Origin of the sequence: Tomitella biformata AHU 1821, from assembly GCF_000524475.1 — a bacterium.
GTDB lineage: Bacteria > Actinomycetota > Actinomycetes > Mycobacteriales > Mycobacteriaceae > Tomitella > Tomitella biformata.
Window position 1 is genome coordinate 108,803 of the sequence record NZ_BAVQ01000023.1, and the last position, 20,080, is coordinate 128,882.

General features: G+C 68.2%; 17 protein-coding genes and 1 pseudogene. 9 read left to right on the forward strand and 9 right to left on the reverse strand.

Annotation, left to right across the window (positions count from 1 at the left end):
- Nucleotides 1-2 precede the first annotated feature (2 nt).
- Nucleotides 3-2,207, forward strand: a complete 2,205-nt coding sequence (locus TBIF_RS09300) for an ATP-dependent DNA ligase (RefSeq protein ID WP_024794543.1) — start codon at nucleotides 3-5, stop codon at nucleotides 2,205-2,207.
- Nucleotides 2,208-2,212: 5 nt separating this feature from the next.
- Entirely contained in the window at nucleotides 2,213-3,016 is an 804-nt protein-coding gene (ku, locus tag TBIF_RS09305) for a non-homologous end joining protein Ku (RefSeq protein ID WP_024794544.1), read from the forward strand.
- Here the strand turns inward: ku and TBIF_RS09310 are convergent.
- Nucleotides 3,009-3,536 carry a gamma carbonic anhydrase family protein gene (locus TBIF_RS09310; RefSeq protein WP_024794545.1) on the reverse strand — a complete coding sequence of 176 codons (528 nt, stop codon included), beginning with the start codon at nucleotides 3,534-3,536 and terminating at the stop codon, nucleotides 3,009-3,011. The genes ku and TBIF_RS09310 overlap by 8 nt on opposite strands.
- Nucleotides 3,537-3,765: 229 nt before the next feature.
- Between TBIF_RS09310 and TBIF_RS24905 the strand changes: the two genes are divergently transcribed.
- Entirely contained in the window at nucleotides 3,766-4,128 is a 363-nt protein-coding gene (locus TBIF_RS24905) for a putative endonuclease domain-containing protein (RefSeq protein ID WP_372435133.1), read from the forward strand.
- 106 nt (nucleotides 4,129-4,234) lie between these two features.
- Here TBIF_RS24905 and TBIF_RS09320 read toward each other — a convergent pair whose 3' ends face one another.
- The 7 genes from TBIF_RS09320 to metG form a co-directional block, all read right to left on the reverse strand.
- Nucleotides 4,235-5,245 carry an enoyl-CoA hydratase/isomerase family protein gene (locus TBIF_RS09320; protein WP_024794547.1) on the reverse strand — a complete coding sequence of 337 codons (1,011 nt, stop codon included), beginning with the start codon at nucleotides 5,243-5,245 and terminating at the stop codon, nucleotides 4,235-4,237.
- Nucleotides 5,246-5,273: 28 nt separating this feature from the next.
- On the reverse strand, nucleotides 5,274-7,112 hold the full coding sequence (locus TBIF_RS09325; protein WP_024794548.1) for an ABC-F family ATP-binding cassette domain-containing protein: 1,839 nt from the start codon (nucleotides 7,110-7,112) through the stop codon (nucleotides 5,274-5,276).
- The gene (locus TBIF_RS09330; protein ID WP_024794549.1) at nucleotides 7,112-8,068 is read right to left on the reverse strand and encodes a 4-(cytidine 5'-diphospho)-2-C-methyl-D-erythritol kinase; all 957 of its coding nucleotides are present in this window, start codon (nucleotides 8,066-8,068) and stop codon (nucleotides 7,112-7,114) included. Before TBIF_RS09330 ends, TBIF_RS09325 begins: the two co-directional genes overlap by 1 nt.
- Nucleotides 8,069-8,079: 11 nt before the next feature.
- Nucleotides 8,080-9,000, reverse strand: coding sequence for a 16S rRNA (adenine(1518)-N(6)/adenine(1519)-N(6))-dimethyltransferase RsmA (gene rsmA / locus TBIF_RS09335; RefSeq protein ID WP_024794550.1), 921 nt, complete (start codon nucleotides 8,998-9,000; stop codon nucleotides 8,080-8,082).
- A gap of 9 nt (nucleotides 9,001-9,009) precedes the next feature.
- On the reverse strand, nucleotides 9,010-10,128 hold the full coding sequence (locus tag TBIF_RS09340) for a resuscitation-promoting factor (RefSeq protein WP_024794551.1): 1,119 nt from the start codon (nucleotides 10,126-10,128) through the stop codon (nucleotides 9,010-9,012).
- A gap of 226 nt (nucleotides 10,129-10,354) precedes the next feature.
- The gene (locus TBIF_RS09345; protein ID WP_024794552.1) at nucleotides 10,355-11,200 is read right to left on the reverse strand and encodes a TatD family hydrolase; all 846 of its coding nucleotides are present in this window, start codon (nucleotides 11,198-11,200) and stop codon (nucleotides 10,355-10,357) included.
- A 14-nt stretch (nucleotides 11,201-11,214) separates the two neighbouring features.
- Nucleotides 11,215-13,059: a methionine--tRNA ligase gene (gene metG, locus TBIF_RS09350; protein WP_024794553.1), complete on the reverse strand. Its 1,845-nt coding sequence runs from the start codon at nucleotides 13,057-13,059 to the stop codon at nucleotides 11,215-11,217.
- 105 nt (nucleotides 13,060-13,164) lie between these two features.
- Here metG and TBIF_RS09355 point away from each other — a divergent pair, with 105 nt between their 5' ends.
- From TBIF_RS09355 to TBIF_RS09370, 4 genes and pseudogenes are all read left to right on the forward strand, one after another.
- Nucleotides 13,165-14,424 carry a DUF2786 domain-containing protein gene (locus TBIF_RS09355; protein ID WP_235174612.1) on the forward strand — a complete coding sequence of 420 codons (1,260 nt, stop codon included), beginning with the start codon at nucleotides 13,165-13,167 and terminating at the stop codon, nucleotides 14,422-14,424.
- Between the two features lie 23 nt (nucleotides 14,425-14,447).
- Nucleotides 14,448-15,689 (forward strand): aminodeoxychorismate synthase component I, encoded by a 1,242-nt coding sequence (locus TBIF_RS09360; protein WP_024794555.1) that lies wholly within the window; start codon nucleotides 14,448-14,450, stop codon nucleotides 15,687-15,689.
- A gap of 155 nt (nucleotides 15,690-15,844) precedes the next feature.
- Nucleotides 15,845-16,711 carry a universal stress protein gene (locus tag TBIF_RS09365; protein ID WP_024794556.1) on the forward strand — a complete coding sequence of 289 codons (867 nt, stop codon included), beginning with the start codon at nucleotides 15,845-15,847 and terminating at the stop codon, nucleotides 16,709-16,711.
- Nucleotides 16,712-16,906: 195 nt separating this feature from the next.
- Nucleotides 16,907-17,137, forward strand: a pseudogene (locus TBIF_RS09370) (succinate dehydrogenase iron-sulfur subunit); the annotation flags it as partial.
- Nucleotides 17,138-17,147: 10 nt separating this feature from the next.
- Here the strand turns inward: TBIF_RS09370 and rsmI are convergent.
- Nucleotides 17,148-17,960 carry a 16S rRNA (cytidine(1402)-2'-O)-methyltransferase gene (gene rsmI, locus TBIF_RS09375; RefSeq protein ID WP_024794558.1) on the reverse strand — a complete coding sequence of 271 codons (813 nt, stop codon included), beginning with the start codon at nucleotides 17,958-17,960 and terminating at the stop codon, nucleotides 17,148-17,150.
- Between the two features lie 201 nt (nucleotides 17,961-18,161).
- Here rsmI and TBIF_RS09380 point away from each other — a divergent pair, with 201 nt between their 5' ends.
- Both TBIF_RS09380 and TBIF_RS09385 read left to right on the forward strand, forming a co-directional pair.
- Nucleotides 18,162-19,667 (forward strand): dolichyl-phosphate-mannose--protein mannosyltransferase, encoded by a 1,506-nt coding sequence (locus tag TBIF_RS09380; RefSeq protein WP_038170609.1) that lies wholly within the window; start codon nucleotides 18,162-18,164, stop codon nucleotides 19,665-19,667.
- A gap of 27 nt (nucleotides 19,668-19,694) precedes the next feature.
- Nucleotides 19,695-20,075 (forward strand): GntR family transcriptional regulator, encoded by a 381-nt coding sequence (locus TBIF_RS09385; RefSeq protein WP_024794560.1) that lies wholly within the window; start codon nucleotides 19,695-19,697, stop codon nucleotides 20,073-20,075.
- The last annotated feature ends 5 nt before the right edge of the window (nucleotides 20,076-20,080 follow it).

A 20,080-nucleotide genomic window follows, 5' to 3' on the forward strand; every position in this document is an offset into this window, starting at 1 on the left:
GTATGGCCACGATCGGCGGTCGCCAGGTCTCGATCACCCATCCGGATAAGGTGCTCTATCCCTCCGCGGAAACCACCAAATCGGATGTGATCGAGTACTACACCGCGATCGCCCCTGCTCTGCTCCCCCACATCCGAGGCCGTCCGGTCACCCGCAAGCGGTGGCCGGACGGCGTCGAGCGCCCCTCCTTCTTCGAGAAGAACCTGCCGACCTCCGCGCCGGAATGGCTGGCTCGCCGCACCCTTCGGCACCGGGACCACACCGCCACCTATCCCCTGATCGATGACGCGGGCGGCCTGATGTGGCTTGCCCAGCAGGCAGCGCTGGAACTACATGTGCCGCAATGGGTCTATCGCGGCGAGCACCCAGGACCGGCAACTCGGCTCATCTTCGACCTGGACCCGGGTGAGGGCACGGGGCTGGCGGAGTGCACGGAAGTCGCATTCGCGGTCCGCGAGGTGCTCCACTCTGCAAGTCTCACAGCATTCCCGGTGACCTCGGGGAGCAAGGGTATCCACCTCTACGTCCCGCTCCCCCAGCCCGTCACGCCTCCCGCAACGTCGGCCGTCGCGCGACGGGTCGCCGACCTGCTCGCCAAGAAAATTCCGGACCGCGTCACCGCCACGATGGCCAAGGCTGAGCGCGTCGGCAAGGTCCTCGTGGATTGGAGCCAGAACAACGGCGCGAAGACCACCGTCGCCCCGTATTCGCTCCGCGGACGCCAGGATCCGACTGTCGCCGCGCCCCGCAGTTGGGACGAGTTGGCGGACAGCAGTCTTCGGCAGCTGACCTATGCCGAGGCGTTGCAGCGGTTCCGCAAGGACGGTGATCTCCTCGCGCCACTCGACCGCCTCACGGAGTACACGGCCAAACGCGACAATACCCCTGAGCCCTCCTCTACCGCCCCAAAGAACGGGCCGGGCAACAGCTTCGTGATCCAAGAACACCACGCCCGCAAGCTGCACTGGGACTTCAGGCTTGAACGCGATGGTGTCCTCGTCTCGTGGGCGCTGCCGAAGAACCTCCCTGCGGACACGCAGACCAACCATCTGGCCGTGCATGTCGAGGACCACCCGCTGGAATATGGCGCATTCGAGGGCGATATCCCTAAAGGCCAGTACGGCGGCGGGCACGTTGAGATCTGGGACAAGGGCACCTACGACACCCTCAAGTGGCGCGACGGCGAGGTCATCGTGGACCTGCACGGGCAGCGCGCCACCGGCCGCTATGCGCTGATCCGAACCGACGCCGCCCAGGACAAAAACTGGCTGATCCACCTCATGCGCGCCGAGGACGCGATGCCCACCGCGCTGCGGCCGATGCTCGCCACCACCGGGCCTATCGAGACACTCGACCAGGAGCATTGGGCGTTCGAGGGCAAGTGGGACGGATACCGGGCCATCGCCGAGATCGCCGACGGCCACGCGGTGATCCACAGCCGCAACGGCCAAGACCTCACCGCCATGCTCCCCGAGCTAGAGCTGAAGGGGCATCAAGCAGTTCTCGACGGGGAGCTCGTCGCTCTCAACTCCCATGGGGCCCCGGATTTTTCGCTGCTACAGACACATCCCGCGCAATTGAACCTGTTCGACGTCCTGTATCTCGATGGCCGCTCGCTGATCAATAAACCGTATCGTGATCGTCGCCGTGTGCTCGAGGCAATCCGTCCCCTCCTCACTGGCGCACACGTGCCGGATCTGTTGCCCGGCAGCGCCGCCGACGCGCTGCGGGCTAGCCAAGAGCAGGGCCTCGAGGGCGTCGTCGCCAAACGGCGAGACTCCCCCTACCTGCCGGGCCGCCGATCCGGAGACTGGGTCAAGCAGAAGCACTGGCTGGCTGACGAGGTCGTGATCGGCGGCTGGACCACCGGGCTGGGTTCGCGCGAGCCGTACTTCGGCGCGCTCCTGATGGGCGTCCCCGAGACCGGTGGACTGCGGTATCTGGGGAAGGTCGGCGCGGGATTCACCGATAGTGCGCTCACCGAGCTGACGAGAATAATGCTGCCGCTGCGTCGGACATCCTGCCCCTTCCAAGACTGCCCCGGGCCGGCCGTGTGGATCGATCCCGTGCTGGTCGGGGAGGTCCGCCACTCCGGTGTCACCGACTCCGGCAGATTGCGCCACCCCAGCTGGCGGGGCCTGCGCCGCGACAAATCGCCAGCGGACCTCTTGCCGCCAACATTGCGTGGCAACCAAACTGACGGGTGATGACGATGCGATCCACATGGAATGGACAGGTCTCATTCGGGCTGGTGAGCATCCCGGTGCGCCTGTACTCAGCCACCGAGAGCAAGAACATCGCTTTCCACCAGGTTCATGAACGCGATGGCGGCCAGATCAAGTACAAGCGCGTGTGCGAGGTCGATGGCGAGGAGGTGCCATACCCGGAGATCGCGAAGGGCTATGAGACCGACGACGGGCAGCTAGTGGTCCTCACCGACCGGGATCTCGCAGCGGTGCCAGCACCCGCGGCCAAGACCGCCGAGGTCCTCGAATTCGTCCCCCTGGAGGCCATCGACCCGATCTACTTCGACAAGACCTACTACGTGGAGCCGCAGAAGGCCGGGATCAAACCGTACCTGCTGCTACGCGACGCCCTCCAGAAATCAGGCCGCGTCGCTATCGCCAAAATCGCGCTACGCCAACGGGAATCGCTCGCGGTGCTGCGCGTGTACTCCGACGTGCTGATGATCAGCACCATGCTCTGGCCCGACGAGGTCCGCGCCGCCGACTTCCCCTTCCTCGGCGAGGACCATCCCCAGATCCGGCCGCAGGAGATGACCATGGCCGCGACGCTGATCGAGGGCATGTCCGACGACGTCTTCGACCCCGCCAAGTATCACGACACCTACCGGGCCGCGCTCACCGAGATGGTCGAGGCGAAGATCGCAGGGCACGAGTCCATCGCCGTGCCCGCCGCGGCCGGCGCCGATGAGGAGGTGGCGGACTTGTTGGCGGCGCTCAGTGCCAGCGTGGAGCAGGCCCAAAGGCCGCATAGCAATAGCGGACCTAGCTAATGCGCTCCATCGACGCCGCATAGTTCGCCGAGTTGTTCACATAGTTTCGGACCCCGATGCCGAGTCGCTCCGCGAAGCCCTCCGGGTCGGGATGCGGCGTCACCTTCGCCGGCATGCCGAGCAGCCTCGATCCCGCGGGAGCCACCGTCCCCTCGGTCACCAGCGCTCCTGCCCCTACCAGACTCCGCGTGCCGATCACTACCCGCTGCAGGCATGTCGACATCGATCCAATGAGGCAAAAGTCCTCCACCACAGCGCCTTCCAGATGCGCATTGTGCCCAACGACGCAGTCTGCGCCAATAATCGTCGGCCAATCCGGCGACGTGTGCACCACGGTGCCGTCCTGGATGGAGGTCCGCGCACCGATCTCGATGCGCCCGAAGTCCGCCCGTAAGACCGTCGTCGGCCAGATGGACGCGCCAGCGCCGATGGTCACCGCGCCGATCACCACGGCATCTGGATGCACGAACGCGGTTGGATGAATCTCCGGGATCAGCTCACCGAGCTTGTAGACAGCCATGAGTGGATACTGCCGCACGACGGGGAAGCCGCGCCAACCACTCCCACCCAGCCTGACGGGCCGCTAGGCGCATGGGGAAATTCGCTAGACCGTTCCGGGGGTCCATCGCCATGCAGTGCGGCCAGCTGACCAGGCATCAGCTCACACAGCGCTACCGAATATGTCCGGACATCTATATCGAGCGCGGGGTCGGGCTGTCCCCATTGCTGCGCGCCGAGGCCGCAGCGCTTTGGGTAGGAGACGACGGAGTGCTCGCCGGGCACTCGCCCTCGTCGATGCCGGCGCCGAGTTGCTCCTCAGCCGGGCCGGGCTGCCCCCGCTGAATACGCAGGTCGAGGTTCGTAACGAGTGGAACTACCGCATCGCAACCTGCGACATGGGGTGGGAGCGGTGGCGCGTGGTGATCGAATATGACGGCATCGATCACTGGCTGGACGAGCGGACCCGCACCAACGACATCAGCCGGTACGAGGAAATCGAGGAGTTGGGATGGCGCGTCGTCCTCGTGAGCGCCCGAATGCTCCGCGGCGAGAGGCAATTGATCATCGACCGCGTCCGCAGAAAGCTCCGCGAGGCTGGGTGCCCAAGGTAGCCGACGCCCCACCGAGAAGTTACGCGCATCCACGCAGATTTCAACGAACGAATATCTGCATAAATGCGCGTAACTGCCTGGCTGGGGGAGGCCCCAGCGCGGAGCCCTAGGTCGGTGTGTCGAAGACGTCCTGCACCGCGTCCGCCGACACTTCGGCCAGCCGCGCGGGCGACCACGAGGCATTGCGATCCTTGTCGACCAGCATCGCACGCACGCCCTCTGCGAAGTCCGGGCAGCGCGTCATCTTCACCGCGGCCCGCAGCTCGCGGCCCAGGCATTCGTCCAGATCAGAGCCGACGCCCCGCTTGAGCAGCTCCGCCGTGACGGCCAGCGACCACGGGGAGACGGAGGCGAGAGCCTCGCGGGCGGCGACCCGCCAGGGCTCCGAGCCCACCTCGAGCCGCGCAACCATGTCGGCGACGTCGTACCCGGCGAAGGCCTCATCGATCGCGGCGCGATCCAGGGCCAACGAGGACTCGGGCCCCGCCCCCAGCGGGGCCAGCGCGGAGTCCAGCCCGTCGGAGACGATCCGATCCGCGAACGAGTCCAACTCGGCCGCCGGGACAAAATGCGTCGCAAGCCCCAACTCCAGCACATCGCCGGCGGTGAGCCGCGCGCCGGTCAGCGCCAGGTACATCCCCACCCCGTCGAGCTTGGGCAGAAAGTGGCTGGCGCCGACATCGGGGATGAAGCCGATCGCGGTCTCGGGCATCGCGAACATCGCGTTCTCGGTGACCACGCGGTGACTGCCGTGTACGGAGATGCCGAGGCCGCCCCCCATGTTCACGCCGTCGATCAGGGACACATATGGCTTGGGGTAGTCAGCCACGAGCTGGTCCAGCCGGTACTCGTCGGAGAAGTAGCGGTAGACCGCGTCGTTGTCGCCGGCGAGCACAGCCTCTCGGACGGCACGGATGTCGCCCCCCGCGCAGAACGCCTTCGGAGAGGCGCTGCGGACCAGCACGGTCTGCACAGAGTCGTCGGACTGCCAATCCACCAGCGTCGAGTACAGGTCTCGAATCATTGTGTTGTCCAACGCGTTCAGCGCCTTGGGACGATTGAGGACGATCTCGCCGACCCCACCCTTGACCTGGCTATCGATGAAAGAACTCAACACCACTCCTATCCACTAGAACCCGCGGTACTTACTCCTGGTCGCCGAGCAGCTCCATCCACCGTTCCTCGGCCACCTCTTTATCGGCTACCACCTGCAGCAGCTCGGCGTTGAGCTTCTGCAGTGAGGAGGGGTCCGTGGCGGCATCAAGCAGCTGCGCGTGGAGGCTGCGCTCGCGGTCGTCGAGCTTGACCACGGTCTTCTCCAGCCGCGACATCTCCTTCTGCAGCGCACGATCGGAGCCGGTGCCCTTGCCCTTAGATCCCTTGGCATTGGACGCGGGCTGCGCCCCGGCCATGAGCTCGGCACGGCGCTCCAGGTACTGGTCGATGCCGCGCGGCAGGTTCGTCAGCTTGCCGTCGCCGAACAGCGCCCACGTGGTGTCGCAGATGCGCTCGATCAGGTACCGGTCGTGACTGATCACGACGAGGGTGCCGGCCCAGTTGTCGAGGAGGTCCTCGAGCTGCTGAAGGGTGTCGATGTCGAGGTCGTTTGTGGGCTCGTCGAGGAGCAGCACGTTCGGCTCGGACATCAACACTCGCGTGAGCTGCAGCCGTCGGCGCTCGCCACCGGAGAGGTCGCCGACCGGGGTCCGCTGCCGCGCCGGGCTAAAGCCGAGGCGCTCGGCCAGCTGGGAGGCAGAGAGCTCGCGGTCGCCGAGCTGGACCACGCGGGCCACATCCTCGACGGCGTCGAGGACACGCATGTCGGCGGGCAGGTCGTCGAGCTCCTGCTTGAGCCAGCCGAGGGAGACGGTCTGACCGACTTTCCGCGTGCCAGCGCTCAGCGGCCACTCGCCGCCGAGTGCCCGCAGCAGAGTCGTCTTGCCGGAACCGTTGACGCCGACGAGGCCGAGGCGCTCGCCGGGAGCCAGCCGCCAGGTGAGGTCGGAGACCAGCACGCGGCCCACCTCGCCGTCGGCGCCAGTGGGCGCGTTGAGCGTGGCGTTCTCGAGCTCGATGACGACCTTGCCTAGGCGCTTCTTGGCGAAGGCGCTCAGTGCGATCGAGTCACGCGGGGCAGGCACGTTGGCGATCAGCGCCTCGGCGGCCTCGACTCGGTACTTGGGCTTCGAGGTGCGGGCGGGGGCCCCGCGGCGCAGCCAGGCGAGTTCCTTGCGGGCCAGGTTGCGGCGACGCTCCTCGGAGGCGTCGGACTGCCGGGTGCGCTCGGCGCGGGCGAAGACCCAGTCGTTGTAGCCGCCCTCGTAGGCCTCGACCTTGCCGCCGACGACCTCCCAGGTGGTCTGCGCGACGGTGTCGAGGAACCAGCGATCGTGTGTGACGACGACCAGGGCCGAGCGGCGCGAGCGGAGGTGCTCGGCCAGCCACTGCACGCCCTCGACGTCGAGGTGGTTGGTGGGCTCATCGAGGACCAGCAGGTCGAGGTCCTGGACCAGGGCCGCGGCCAGAGCGACGCGTCGCCGCTCGCCGCCGGAGAGCTCGTCGACACGGGTGTGCAGCTGGCGGGTGGACTCGGTGGAGCCGGTGCCATCGTCAGAGTTGTCGCCGAAGGCCGCGCCGAAGCCGATGCCCGCGAGGACGTCGCGGATCCGGCGGTTCGAGGCCCACTCATGCTCGGCCAGCCCGAGGGGGCCGAAGACAACCTCGCCGACGGTGGAGCCGGGGGGCAGCACCCCGCGCTGGGTGACGACGGCAGACCGCATCCCGCCGACCGTGCTCACACGACCGGAGTCAGGCGGCTCGAGCCCCGTGAGGACCTCCAGCAGTGTGGTCTTGCCACCGCCGTTCAGCCCGACCACGCCGATGCGCTCACCCTCATGAATTCCGAGTGAGACGTCATCGAGCAGCGGCTTGATCCCGAAGGTCTTGTTGACCGACTCGAGATTGACCAGCACGGGGTTTGCCATCAGGCTAGATCCTCCGGTTCATCTTCATGGTTGTTGTCGCGGGCAGCCAGCACATGTGCGCCGCCCGCCGGCCCAGAGGCCACGCGGACGGTGCGGCACACGCCGGCGCCCGCGAGTTCGAGGCTGACGGCGAGCGCGGTGTCCGCGTCGCCGCACAGGAATGCGCAGGTGGGCCCGGAGCCGGAGACGATGCCCTTCAGGGCGCCGGCCCGCTCCCCCGCGTTGAGGGTGCGTCGCAACTCCGGCTTGAGGGAGAGCGCCGCGGGCTGCAGGTCATTGCCCAGCGCGTCGGCCAGCTTCCGGACGTCGCCGGTCGCCAGCGCGGAGAGCAGCGGCTCCGGGGAGCCGACGCGCGGCCGCTCGCCGGCGGCGCGCAGGCGGTCGAGCTCGCCGAACACGTCGGGGGTGCGCAGTCCGCCCTTGGCAAGGGCCAGCACCCAATGGTACTTGTTACGCGAAAGCACGGTCGTGAGCTTCTCGCCGCGGCCCGCGCCCAATGCGGTGCCGCCGAGCAGCATGAACGGGACGTCGCTGCCGAGCTCTGCGGCGAGTTGTGAGAGCTCCTCGCGCGGGACGTCGGTCTTCCACATGTGGTCCAGTGCCAGCAGGGTCGCGGCCGCGTCGGCGCTGCCCCCGGCCATACCGCCCGCCACGGGAATCCCCTTGTCCACGATGATGCGGACCTTGGCCCGTCGCCCCACATGCTCGGCCAGCAGCTCCGCGGCGCGCCACGCGAGGTTGCGCGAGTCTGTGGGGACAAACCGCGCGCCCTCCCCGGTGACCCGCACAGACAGCTCGGGCGCGGGGACGACGGAGATCTCGTCGTATAGCGACAGGGACTGGAAGACGGTGTTCAGCTCGTGATAGCCGTCGGCTCGCAGGTCCCCCACTCCAAGATGAAGATTGACCTTGGCGGGAACCTGCACAACGACGGGTTCATGAACAACACTGAGCACAAGGGTCGATCCTAGTCGAGAGCTGGATCAACCATGACCTCAGCGCCGCTGACCTCGGCCAATCTCACAAAGTCCTCAACGTTGATCCGCTCGCCGCGCGCCGACGGATCGATGCCCGCCGCGCGCAGTCGACGCTCGGCCTCCACCGGGCTCCCGGCCCAGCCGGCCAGCGCCGCGCGCAGGGTCTTGCGGCGCTGCGAGAAGGCCGCGTCGACAACGGCGAAGACCGACTTGCGGTGCCCCTCGATGCCCAGCGCGTTCGTGTCCCACGGGAGTTCGTCGTAGCGGTCGATGCGCACCAGTCCCGACTCGACCTTCGGCACCGGCCAGAACACGTTGGGTCCCACGGAGCCGGCGCGGCTCACCTTGCCGAAGTAGGCGCCCTTCACGCTCGGCACTCCGTAGGTGCGGTTCCCGGGCGGGGCAGCGAGGCGGTCCGCGACCTCGGCCTGGACCATCACCAGGGCGGTGCGCAGGCTCGGCAGCTCGCAAAACATCTGGATGAGGACGGGCACGGCCACGTTGTACGGCAGGTTCGCCACCAGCGCGGTGGGCGCCGCCGGCAGGTCTCGGGCCTTGATCTGTAGCGCGTCAGCCTCGATGACGGTGAGGTTCGCTGCCACGGACGGCGCGCGCTCGGCAACGGTGGTCGGCAACTGGCGCGCGAGCTTGGGATCGATCTCGACAGCAATGACCGCCCCGGCGACGTCGAGCAGGCCGAGCGTCAGCGAGCCCAGTCCCGGGCCGACCTCGAGCACGACGTCCTCCGCCGTGACGCCAGAGGTGGCGACAATGCGGCGGACGGTGTTCGCGTCGTGCACGAAGTTCTGTCCAAGGGTCTTGGTGGGCCGCACATCCAACAGCGCCGCGAGTGCTCGGACCTCTGCGGGTCCAAGCATCGCGGCGCGTGAAGTTTCAGGCTCTGAAGGCATCCAGTGAACTTAGCGGAGGCCAAGCTTGCTGGTGCAGGTGGGCCAAGCCCCCCAACCCTGCGCGGCCTGGACCTTCTCGGCAATCTCGATCTGCTGCTCGCGGGTGGCCTGGTTCGCGGTGGCCGCGTACTTGCCGCCGCCGTAGGCACTCCAGGTGCTGGGGGAGAACTGCAGGCCGCCGTGGTAGCCGTTGCCGGTGTTGATGGCCCAGTTGCCGGTGGACTCGCACTGCGCGATGGAGTCCCAGACGCTGCCGTTCGGCACCGCTGCGGCCTCCATGGTGCCCACGCGGAGCTTGGCGGGGACGCCCGGATCGAGCACGACGGCGCTGACCTTCTCGCGGCCGGTCTCGACGCCGTTCACGGTGGTCACCTTGTAGGTGGCGGTGTGCTCGCCGGGGACCGCGGGGGTCTCCACGACGGTCTTGCCCTTGGCCAGAGTGTCATCCGGGGTCTCAACGGCGGCCGGCTCGAACGGCTCGGTGATGACCTCTTCGCTCGCGCGGATGCGGTCCACCTTCACGGTCAGGCCGGCGGTGACGGGGGTGTCGGCGGCGGGCTCGACGGTGTCCGCCTGCTCCAGGGGCGCGCCGAGGGCCTTGAGGGCCTCTCCGACGGTGGCCTCGGTGCTGGTGGTCTCGGCGGTCTGCGCGCCGTCGGTCAGCGTCAGCGTCTTCGGAGTGGTCACGTCGAGTGCCATGCCGTCCAGGGGCAGGCGGTGCGAGCGGTCTGCGGAGACCTTCGCGCTGCCGGTGGCCTCGGAGAACTGCGAGAGCGCCTCGTCGACCGTGCTGGCGGTGGTCCACACCGTCTCCGGCTGGCCGTCGATGGTGATCGTGACCTGCTTGGCCCGGCGCAGGGTGATGGTCCCGTCGTCGCCGATCGAGGCGTCAGCCGAGGGGGCGACGGCGTCGCGCTCGCCCACGGAGTAGCCGGCCGAGTCCAGGACGCTGCCCACATTCGAGCGCATGGTGGTGAGTTGCACCTGTTCGCCGTCCACGTCAAGCGTGATGCTCTTTTGGAATCCGACGACGACGGCCGCGCCTGCCACGAGGGTGATGAGCAGGGCGCTGAGCACGGAGCGGAGCAACAGGGTGCGCGCGCTGTTGATGCGGGTGAAGACTGACATACGAGTCCTGAGTTTGCTGGTTTCGAGCAGGGGTGGACACCGCAAAAAGAACTTGTGCGTGCCACTGTCGCGGCCCGATGTGCCCGGGACTTCCCCATCCCGACTATTACGATCACGTAACGGTAACGAAGAGGTCTCAACTCCGCAATCATTTGGACCGCATAGCCAGGAGTGTCGACCTACTGCACCGAACTGACCTGGTTAGATCACCGAAATGTGACCTGCCTTACGACACGCCCTTTGACCCAATTCGGTACACGCGTTCAGCATTTTCGCAGGCATTTCGGGCCACGACGGCCGGATCCTGCTCGCGCAGCGCCGCCAGGGCACGCACGGTGTAGGGCACGCAGTAGGGCTCGTTGGGGGCTCCGCGGTACGGGTGCGGGGTCAAGAACGGCGCGTCGGTCTCCACCAGCAGTTGGGCGTCCGGAACCAGCCGCGCGGATTCGTGGAGGGCCTTCGCGTTCTTAAAGCTGACGGTCCCGGAAAAGCTGAGCGCATAGCCGGCGTCGACGCATTGACGCGCGACCAATGGCCCCGAGGAGAAGCAGTGGAAGATCACCGTCTCCGGCGCACCTTCCGCCTTGAGCACATCCAGGAGGACCTGGTCGGCCTCGCGGTTGTGGATCATCAGCGGTTTGCCAACGCGCTTGGCCAGGTCGATGTGCCAGGCGAAGCCGTCCAGCTGCTCCTCGCGCGTCGCGCAGCCCTCAAGCTTTCCGGGCCAGTACCAGTCCAGCCCGGTCTCCCCCACGGCCACCACGCGCGGGTCCTGTACCAGCCGCTCGAGCTCCAGCTTGGCTGCGTCGTCGAGGGCGTTGGCCCGCGTCGGGTGCAGTGCGACGGCCGCGTACACCCGCTCGTCCCAGTTCGCGGCGCGCACCGCGAACTGGGCGGCGGCGAGGTCGTCGGCGATGGTCACCACCCGGGTGACGCCGGCCTGCCCCGCGCGGTCGAGGATCTCTTTGACGCTCGCCTGATCGTGCGCCCCGCACGCGTCGAGATGCGTGTGGGCGTCGATCAGCTCCCCCACCGGCTCGGGAATCGGCGGGGCCGGCCTGTCCTGTGCCATCTACTTGTTGACCTTTACTTGTTGACGGGGGCCCACTCGGGGCCGGTCTCGCCCAGCTCCGGCTCCAGCTTCGCGAACAGCGGGGTGGGCTTCTGCAGGGCCGCGCCGACCTTGAGGTCGGTGCGCGCCCACGTGGCCTTCTCCGACGCGTAGTCGCCCATCAGCACCGGGTAGATGCGCCCCTCGTCAGGCAATCCGTGCCCGACGGGGCCGATCGGCAGCTCGCTCGAAACCAGGTCCTCGACCATGCGGACCTCGGGCTGCGCCGCCCAGATGCCGGTGTTGCCCAGCGCCTCGTGCACCTTCTGCGCAGAGTGCGGCAGGAACGGGGTGAACATCGAGTTGGCGTCCGAGACCACCTGCAGCGAGGTGTGCAGGACGGTCGCCAGGCGGTCGGCCTGCTCCGGGTCCTTGGCCAGCTTCCACGGCTCGGTGTCCGAGATGTACTTATTCGCCGCCGTCACCACGCGCATGACCTCCCCCGCCGCCGCGCGGAAGCGGCTGCGGGCCAGGTGCGCGCCGACGGTGTCGAAGGCCGCTTCGGCGGTGCGCAGCAGCGTCGCGTCGGCCTCGGTGATGGTGCCCGGGCGCGGGACCTCGCCGAAGTTCTTATGCGCCATCGAGACCGTGCGGTTGACGAGGTTGCCCCACTCGTTGGCCAACTCGAAGTTGGTGCGCCGGACAAACTCGTCCCAGGTGAAGTCGGTGTCCTGAGTCTCCGGGCCGCCGACGGAGATGAAGTAGCGCAGCGCGTCGGGCCCGAACTCCTTGAGGAAGTCGCGGACGTAGATCACGGTGCCGCGGCTGGTGGAGAACTTGGACCCGCTCATCGTCAGGAACTCGGAGGAGACCACCTCCGTGGGCAGGTTCAGCTGGCCCAGCGCGCCGGCCTCGCCGCCATGGGCGCCCATGCCCTTATAGGCCAGCAGCTCTGAGGGCCAGATCTGCGAGTGGAACGTGATGTTGTCCTTGCCCATGAAGTAGTGGCTCACGGCCTCGGGGTTGGTCCACCACTCGCGCCACGCCTCGGGATTGCCGCTGCGCATCGCCCACTCCATCGACGCGGACAGGTAACCGATGACGGCGTCGAACCACACGTAGAGCTTCTTGTCGGGGCGGCCCGACCAGCCCTCGAGGGGAATCGGGATGCCCCAGTCGATGTCGCGGCTCATCGCGCGCGGGCGCATGTCGTCAATCAGGTTGAGGCTGAAGCGCAGCACGTTCGGACGCCAATCGGTGCGGCCCTTGAGCCAGTCGCCGAGGCTGTCCGCGAGCGCGGGCAGGTCCAGGAAGAAGTGCTCGGTCTCGACAAACTTGGGGGTCTCGCCGTTGATCTTGCTGCGCGGGTTGATCAGGTCGGCGGGGTCGAGCTGGTTGCCGCAGTTGTCGCACTGGTCGCCGCGTGCGCCGTCCGCGCCGCAGATGGGGCAGGTGCCCTCGACAAAGCGGTCCGGCAGGGTGCGGCCCGTGGAGGGGCTGATGGCGCCCGTCGTGATCTTCGGGACCAGGTAGCCGTTCTTATGCAGCGTGCGGAAGAGCTCCTGCACGACGGCGAAGTGGTTGCGCGTCGTGGTGCGGGTGAACAGGTCGTAGCTCAGGCCCAGGCCCTGCAGGTCGTCGACGATGACGCGGTTGTAGCGGTCCGCGAGCTCCATCGGGCTCACGCCCTCCGCGTCGGCCTGGACCAGGATGGGCGTGCCGTGCTCGTCGGTGCCGGACACCATCAGCACGTTGTTGCCCGCCATGCGCTGGTAGCGCGAGAACACGTCGGAGGGGACTCCGAAGCCGGAAACGTGGCCGATATGCCGAGGTCCGTTGGCGTATGGCCAGGCAACCGCGGTGAGCACAGAGGAAGACATGGCCCACAGCCTATTGCCTACGTCAGATAAAACTGTCAGAGCCTCCCCGCATACTCGCCCCGACCGAGAAAATCGCAAGCACTTGCTAATGGATGGGTGGCGATCATGTACCGAGACGGAGCACCGGACGCCGAGTGGGACGAGTTCCTCTTCAACGTGCGCAGCAAACACGGCGGCGCGCCTGGAGAGCACCGGAACACTGGCCCGGCGGGCGGGCGCGGCTATGGTTTTCTCATGCTTAACGCACTATCCGACGCGTATGAACGCGGCTGGCAGCCCCTCGACGTCGTCCACGTGTCCGAGCGCCAGTCCGATCGCCGCGATGGCCCCTATGCGATCGTCGCCGTGCTGTTCCACGCACTGGTCGGCCAGGCCCGGGACCGGGCGCCCGACGATTGGGTAGAGCAGCTCGACGCGCTCGCCGAGCGCGAGCCCGGCACCGGCGAGACGGCCGAGCGGCTGTACCAGGAGGACCCCGACGGCGGCGGCCTCGAGGCGCACCTGCTGATGCACGGTGTGGACACCGACGAGCTGGCGATGGTCTGGCGGCTCATGCCGCCAATGTCCCCACTGTGCGAGCGGCCCTCGGCCTGGCCGAAGTCCCGCAAGCGCCAGGCGCGGTCATCCGCTGCCACCCCGGGCTCCAGCGCCGAGGAGGCAAAGGCCCCCGACGCGAAGATCCTCGGCCGCATTCGCGGGTTGCTCGCCAAGGCCGAGTCGACGGATTTTCCCGAGGAGGCCGAGACCCTCACCGCGAAGGCACAGGAGCTGATCACCCGCTACGCCATCGACTCCGCACTGCTGCACCGCTTCGACACCGGCTACGACTACTCGATCCGGGGCAAGCGGGTGCACCTCGACAACCCGTATCTGAAGGAGAAGGTGCAGCTGCTCACGGAGATCGGGCAGGTGAACTCCGTCCGCACGGTGTGGTCGGACAAGCTTGCCATCGCGACGATCGTCGGGGCCCCGGCCGATATGGAACAGGTCGAACTGCTCTACACCTCCCTCCTCATCCAGGCCACGCGAGCGATGCAGTCCACCGAGTCACGCCACACCCCGCAGAGCACCGCCGCGTTCCGGCGCGCGTTCCTGCTGGGCTACGCGGTGCGGATTGGGCAGCGCATGCGCGAGGCCCGCGAGACCGCCACCGCAGAGACCGCCGCCGACGCCGGCGTGAGCATGGGCGAGCTGGTGCCCGTGCTCGCCGCCCGCACCGCCGCAGTGGACCTGGAGTTCAGCCGGCTGTTCCCACAGACAAAATCATCCAGGTCGCGGTCCGTGGACGCCGCGGGCTGGCACGCCGGCTCCGCCGCAGCAGACCGGGCGCGGCTCGGCGTCGGCGGCCCAGGGATCGAGCGCTAGCGCGGTCGTGCCACGCTGGTCCGGTGCGAATCGAGCAATTGGGACCGGGCCTGCCGGCGGCTGACGTGCTGCGGAACCTCGCCCGCCGCGCCGCCGCCGACGGTCTCGCCCCGCCTGCCGCGCTGATTGGCGACTGGTTCGACTCCGCCGCGGTGCTCGCGCCCAGTGTCGACGTCCTCGAAGTTCCGCCCGCCGACGCCTTCAGTGCCGTGAGCAGCCCAGCCTCGGGCGCGCCCATTGTCGGCGGCGGCTGGATCGGGTACCTCGCGTATCCGGATCTGTCGAACGTGGACGAGTCCCCCCGCCGCATCCCCCAGGCCGCCGGCGGTTGGACCGACCACGTGCTGCGCCTGGACTCACACGGCTGCTGGTGGTTCGAGTCGCTCCTCGATGAGCCGTGCCCCGCTGCCCTGCTCAATGCCCTTACTGCGACTCCCCCGGCCAGCTCCTGGTCCATCGACTGGCAGGCGCCCAGCCGCGCGGATCACCGGGCCGCCGTGCTGGACTGCCTCGACAACATCGCCGCCGGTGAGATCTACCAGGCCTGCGTGTGTACCGCCTATGCCGGCCGCGCCGCCGGATCGGCCATCGATTTCTTCGCGGACGCCGTCTCCCAGACCTCGCCCTCGCAGGCCGCCCTGATCGCCGGGGACTGGGGCGCGGTCGCCTCGATGTCGCCAGAGTTGTTCCTGCGCCGCCGCGGCGCGCAGGTGTGGTCGAGCCCCATCAAGGGCACCTCGCCCATCGACTCCGACCCGGCCCTGCTGCGCGCCTCCATCAAGGACGTCGCGGAGAACGTGATGATCGTGGACCTGGCCCGCAACGACCTCGGCCGCGTCGCCGTCCCCGGATCCGTCACCGCCACAGAGCTCCTCGCCATCCGCCCGGCGCCTGCAGTCTGGCACCTGGTCTCCACGGTGACCGCACGCCTGCGGCCCGAGATCGACGACGCGGCCTTGATCGACGCAACCTTCCCGCCCGCATCCGTCACCGGCACCCCGAAGCACCGCGCCCGGCAGCTGCTCGCAGGCTGGGAATCGTCGAGCCGCGGGATCTATTGCGGTGCCGTGGGAATGGTCTCGCCGCTGGCCGGACTGCAGCTGAATGTGGCGATCCGCACGGTGGAGTTCGACTCGCTCGGCGGGGCCGTCCTCGGCATCGGCGGTGGCATCACCAGCGACTCCGACCCGGACGCGGAGTGGCAGGAGTGCCTGGACAAGGCGTCGAGCATTGTGGGGCTGCAACGGCCCGACTCCCGTGGTTGACGAAGTCGTTGGGGCAAGCTGGACAATATTCACCGCCTGGCTCGCCCGGAACCGCTGACAATGGCATTGCGGCCCTGACATAGTTGTGAATTGTGAGCCGGCCACCCAGCTGAGTTGGGGGACGGCAATAGACCGCACCTGCGAGGGGAAACTATATGAACACCGTGAAGCCTGTCGTCGTCGGCACCGATGGTTCCGCCCATGCTGAGCGCGCAGTCCAATGGGCAGCCCCGTATGCGGCACTGCACGACACACCGCTGCTCATCGCCACGGCGACGAGCGTCCCAGTCGCATATGGGATGGACGCCGCACTGCCTCAGGAGTTGTTCGACGCGCTCCGGATCGACGGGCAACGACTGGTCACTGCGGCGGCCCACACTGCGGCGATGGCCGCCCCCGATGCGAATGTGCGGACCGAAATCGTGCTCGGAGCATCCGGCGCTGCCATGCTGAAGCTGGCCGAGAACGCGTCGACGCTGGTCGTTGGCGCGCGCGGCCACGGCAGTGTGGCGAGCGCCATCCTGGGCTCGGTGAGTTCGCTGGTGGTGCGGCACGCGCATTGCCCGGTGGTTGTCGTTGGCGAGGACGAGCCCGCGGCGACCGATAGCCCCGTCATCGTCGGTGTCGACGACTCGGCAAACAGCGACCCCGCGGTGGCCGCGGCGTTTCGGGAGGCGGCTGCGCGCGGCGCGACACTCGTCGCCGTGCACGCCTGGAGCGATGTCCCGGTTGCGGCCTTCCCCTCGATCCAGGTTCGCGACCGCTACGACGAGGAGAAGGTGGCGGCAGAGGTGCTGACCAAGGGTCTAGCGCCCCTCCGGCGCGAGCACCCGAATGTCATCGTCGAGCAGGTGGTGGTGATGGACCAGCCGGACTCCGCGCTGGTGGACAAGTCGGCTGGTGCCGCGCTGGTGGTCGTCGGCAGCCGCGGCCGCGGCGGGGTCGCCGGCCTACTGCTCGGCTCGACCAGCCGCAAGGTGCTGCGGTCGGCAGCCTGCCCGGTGATGGTTGTCAAGAGCTGATGAGCACGCTCTACGGCGAAGCCCGACCGACCCGCTAATCAGCACCCGGCGGTTCCTCACCAAAAACCAACCGGTCTCTCCCGATGGCCGCACCCTGCTCAAAATCGGTGGCCGCTCCGGCGACGCCTTCTATCGCGACCGTTGGAACCATGACAAGGTCGTGCGGTCCACCCACGGCGTGAACTGCACAGGCTCGTGTATTGGAACGAGGGCAGCTACTTCGGCCCCGCGCCGTTCGTCAATGCGCACCGCTTCATCTTCGATAGCCGCGACTACGGCGCCGCCGAGCGTCTCGACATCCTCAACGACGTCGATGGCGTGTGGCGCTGCCGCACCACCTTCAACTGCACCGAGGCCTGCCCGCGCGGCAGCAAGATCACCCAGGCGATCGCCGATATCAAGCGCGCGTTGATGTTCGCGCGGTGATGCTCCACCGCTACCGCGCGGCGAGCACCGCCTCGTATAGCTCCCGCTTGGACACCCCGAACTCCGAGCCGACCGCCGCGCAGGCGTCCTTGAGCCGCTCGCCGTCGTCGACCCTGCGGTTGACCATGTCCACGAAGGAGGCGGGGTCATGCACCACCGGCGCCGCGCCCTCGAGCACCACGGAGATCTCCCCGCGCACACCCTCCGCGGCCCAGGCGGCGAGCTCGCCGAGGGTGCCGCGCTTGACCTCTTCATACGTCTTAGTCAGTTCGCGGCACACCGCGGCGCGGCGCAGCGGCCCCAGCACCCCGACGGCATCGGCCAAGCAGTCGGCGAGCCGGTGCGGCGCCTCGAAGAACACGCAGGCGCGGGGCTCGTGCAGCAGGTCGCGGAAGAAGGCCTTGCGCGGGCCGGGCTTCCGGGGCGCGAAACCGTCGAAGCAGAACCGCTCGACCGGCAGCCCGGACAGCGCCAGTGCGGTCGTGACGGCGGAGGGTCCGGGCAGGCAGGTCACGCGCAGGCCCGCGGTGATGCACGCGTCGACCAGGCGGTAACCGGGGTCGCTCACCGATGGCATGCCAGCGTCGGTGACCAGGAGAACCGTCTTGCCGGACGCGACTGCCTCGACGAGCCCGGGCAGCCGCGCGGCCTCCACCTGGTCGTAGAAGCTGATGACGCGCCCGCCGATGTGGATGCCCAGCGCGCTCGCGAGGGAACGCGTGCGGCGGGTGTCCTCGGCGGCCACGACATCCGCGGTCTCCAGTGCGCTGCGCAGGCGCGCGGACGCGTCGCCGATCTCCCCCAGCGGGGTCGCCGCCAGCACGAGGCAGCCGCCGAAACTTTCGCCGTCGAAGGACCCGCGGAAGGCGCCGCGGACCGAGCCGCCGCTGGTCGCCGCCTCGTCGTCCACAACCTCGCTATCCGCTGTGCTGTCTCCTGCCGTGTTGCCGTCCATGGCCACGCTCCCGTTCGTCGGCCCACAGCCTACGATCATCGTGTGCCTCCGCTGACCAGCGCCGCCGACGTGCGTGCCGACGAAGCCCCCGACCGTGGGCACATCAATCACGACGACCGCTTCCGCGGCTGGGTCACGACGCTGGTCATCACCCTTATCGCGGCGCTCACCCGCTTCGCGAACCTCGGGTATCCGACGGACGCCGGCACACCGATCTTCGATGAGAAGCACTACGCCCCACAGGCCTGGCAGGTGCTGCAGAACGGCGGTATCGAGGACAACCCCGGCTATGAGCTGATTGTGCATCCACCGTTGGCGAAGCAGCTGATCGCGATCGGCCACGCCATGTTCGGTTACACCGGGTTTGGATGGCGGTTCGCCTCGGCGGTGGCGGGCACCGTCCTGGTGCTGCTGATCGTGCGGATCGCGCGCCGCATGACGGGCTCGACCCTGCTGGGCGCCGTCGCCGGCCTGCTGCTGATCGCGGACGGCGTCGCGATGGTCGCCTCGCGCACAGCCCTGCTGGACATCTTCATGACCGTGTTCATCGTGGGGGCATTCGGCGCGCTGTTGGTGGACCGCCAACAGGTGATTGACCGCCTCGAGATCGTCCGGGCCCAGGGCCGCATCTCGGACAGCCCATTCGGCCCACGGCTGGGCTTCCGATGGTGGCGATTCGGCGGGGGCGTGTTGCTGGGTCTGGCGTGTGCGTCGAAGTGGGGCGGGCTGTATTACGTCGCGTTCTTCGGGCTGCTGTGCGTGATGTCGGACGTCGCCGCCCGACGCGCCGCCGGGGTACCGCGGCCGTGGCTGGGCGCGCTCCGCAGGGACACTCCGGCTGCGTTGGCCAGCCTCGTCCTGGTACCGATCGGCCTCTATCTGGCAAGCTTCTGGGCGTGGTTCGCGTCGGAGACCGGGGTGGACCGCCACATCGTCGGGATCAAGGTGGGGACCGACGGCCCCTTCACCTGGGTGCCCGACGCGCTGCGCAGCCTCTGGTTCTACAGCGCGCACGTCCTGTCGTTCCACGAGTCGCTGACCAACTCCGCGGGCAACCACCACGGCTGGGAGTCGAAGCCGTGGACGTGGCCGATGAGCCTGCGGCCGCTGCTGTATTACATCTCGGACGACGGCTCGCTGACCAGCTGTGGCGCGGAAAAGTGTGTCAGCGCGGTCATGATCATCGGGACGCCGGCCATGTGGTGGCTGGCGCTGCCTGTGCTGGGCTGGGCGCTGTGGCGGATCGCGACACGTCGAGATTGGCGCTACGCCTGGATCCTGGTGGGCTACGGCGCAGGCTTCCTGCCGTGGTTCTTGAACCTGGATCGGCAGATGTACTTCTTCTACGCCGTCCCGCTCGCACCGTTTCTGATACTGGGATTGACGATGGTGCTGGGCGAGGTACTCGGGCCACAATCCGCGGGGGCAGAGCGCCGCAAACTGGGCCTGATGTTGGTCTCCGGCTATGTGGCACTCGTGGTGGTGAATTTCCTGTGGCTATGGCCGATACTCACGGGAGACGTTATCTCCGACCAACGCTGGCAGATGGAATTGTGGCTTCCCAGCTGGAAGTGACCTGGCACCCCGACCTGGAGGATCCCCGTGACCCTTGCCGCTTCGATCGTCCTGCAGCCCAACATCGCGCCCGCGCTCTACGAGCAGTTGCGTCTGCAGATCATTGCGCAGGTTCGCGCCGGGGAGTTGCCCTCGGGTGCTCGGCTGCCCACCGTGCGGGCCCTGGCCGCGGACCTCGAGATCGCCCCGCACACCGTCGCGCGCGCCTATAAGGAGCTGGAGGCGGGCGGGGTGATCGTCACGCGCGGCAAGCAGGGCTCCTTCATCGCGGAAACCGGCGATGTGACGCGCGAGCAGGCACAGCGCGCGGCGGTCGAATATGTGCGCGCCGCGCGGGCCCTCGGCTTCGACGACGCCGCCACCCGCGCGATGGTCGACGCCGCCCTCCGCGTCGACCCCGCCCACTAGCGTCC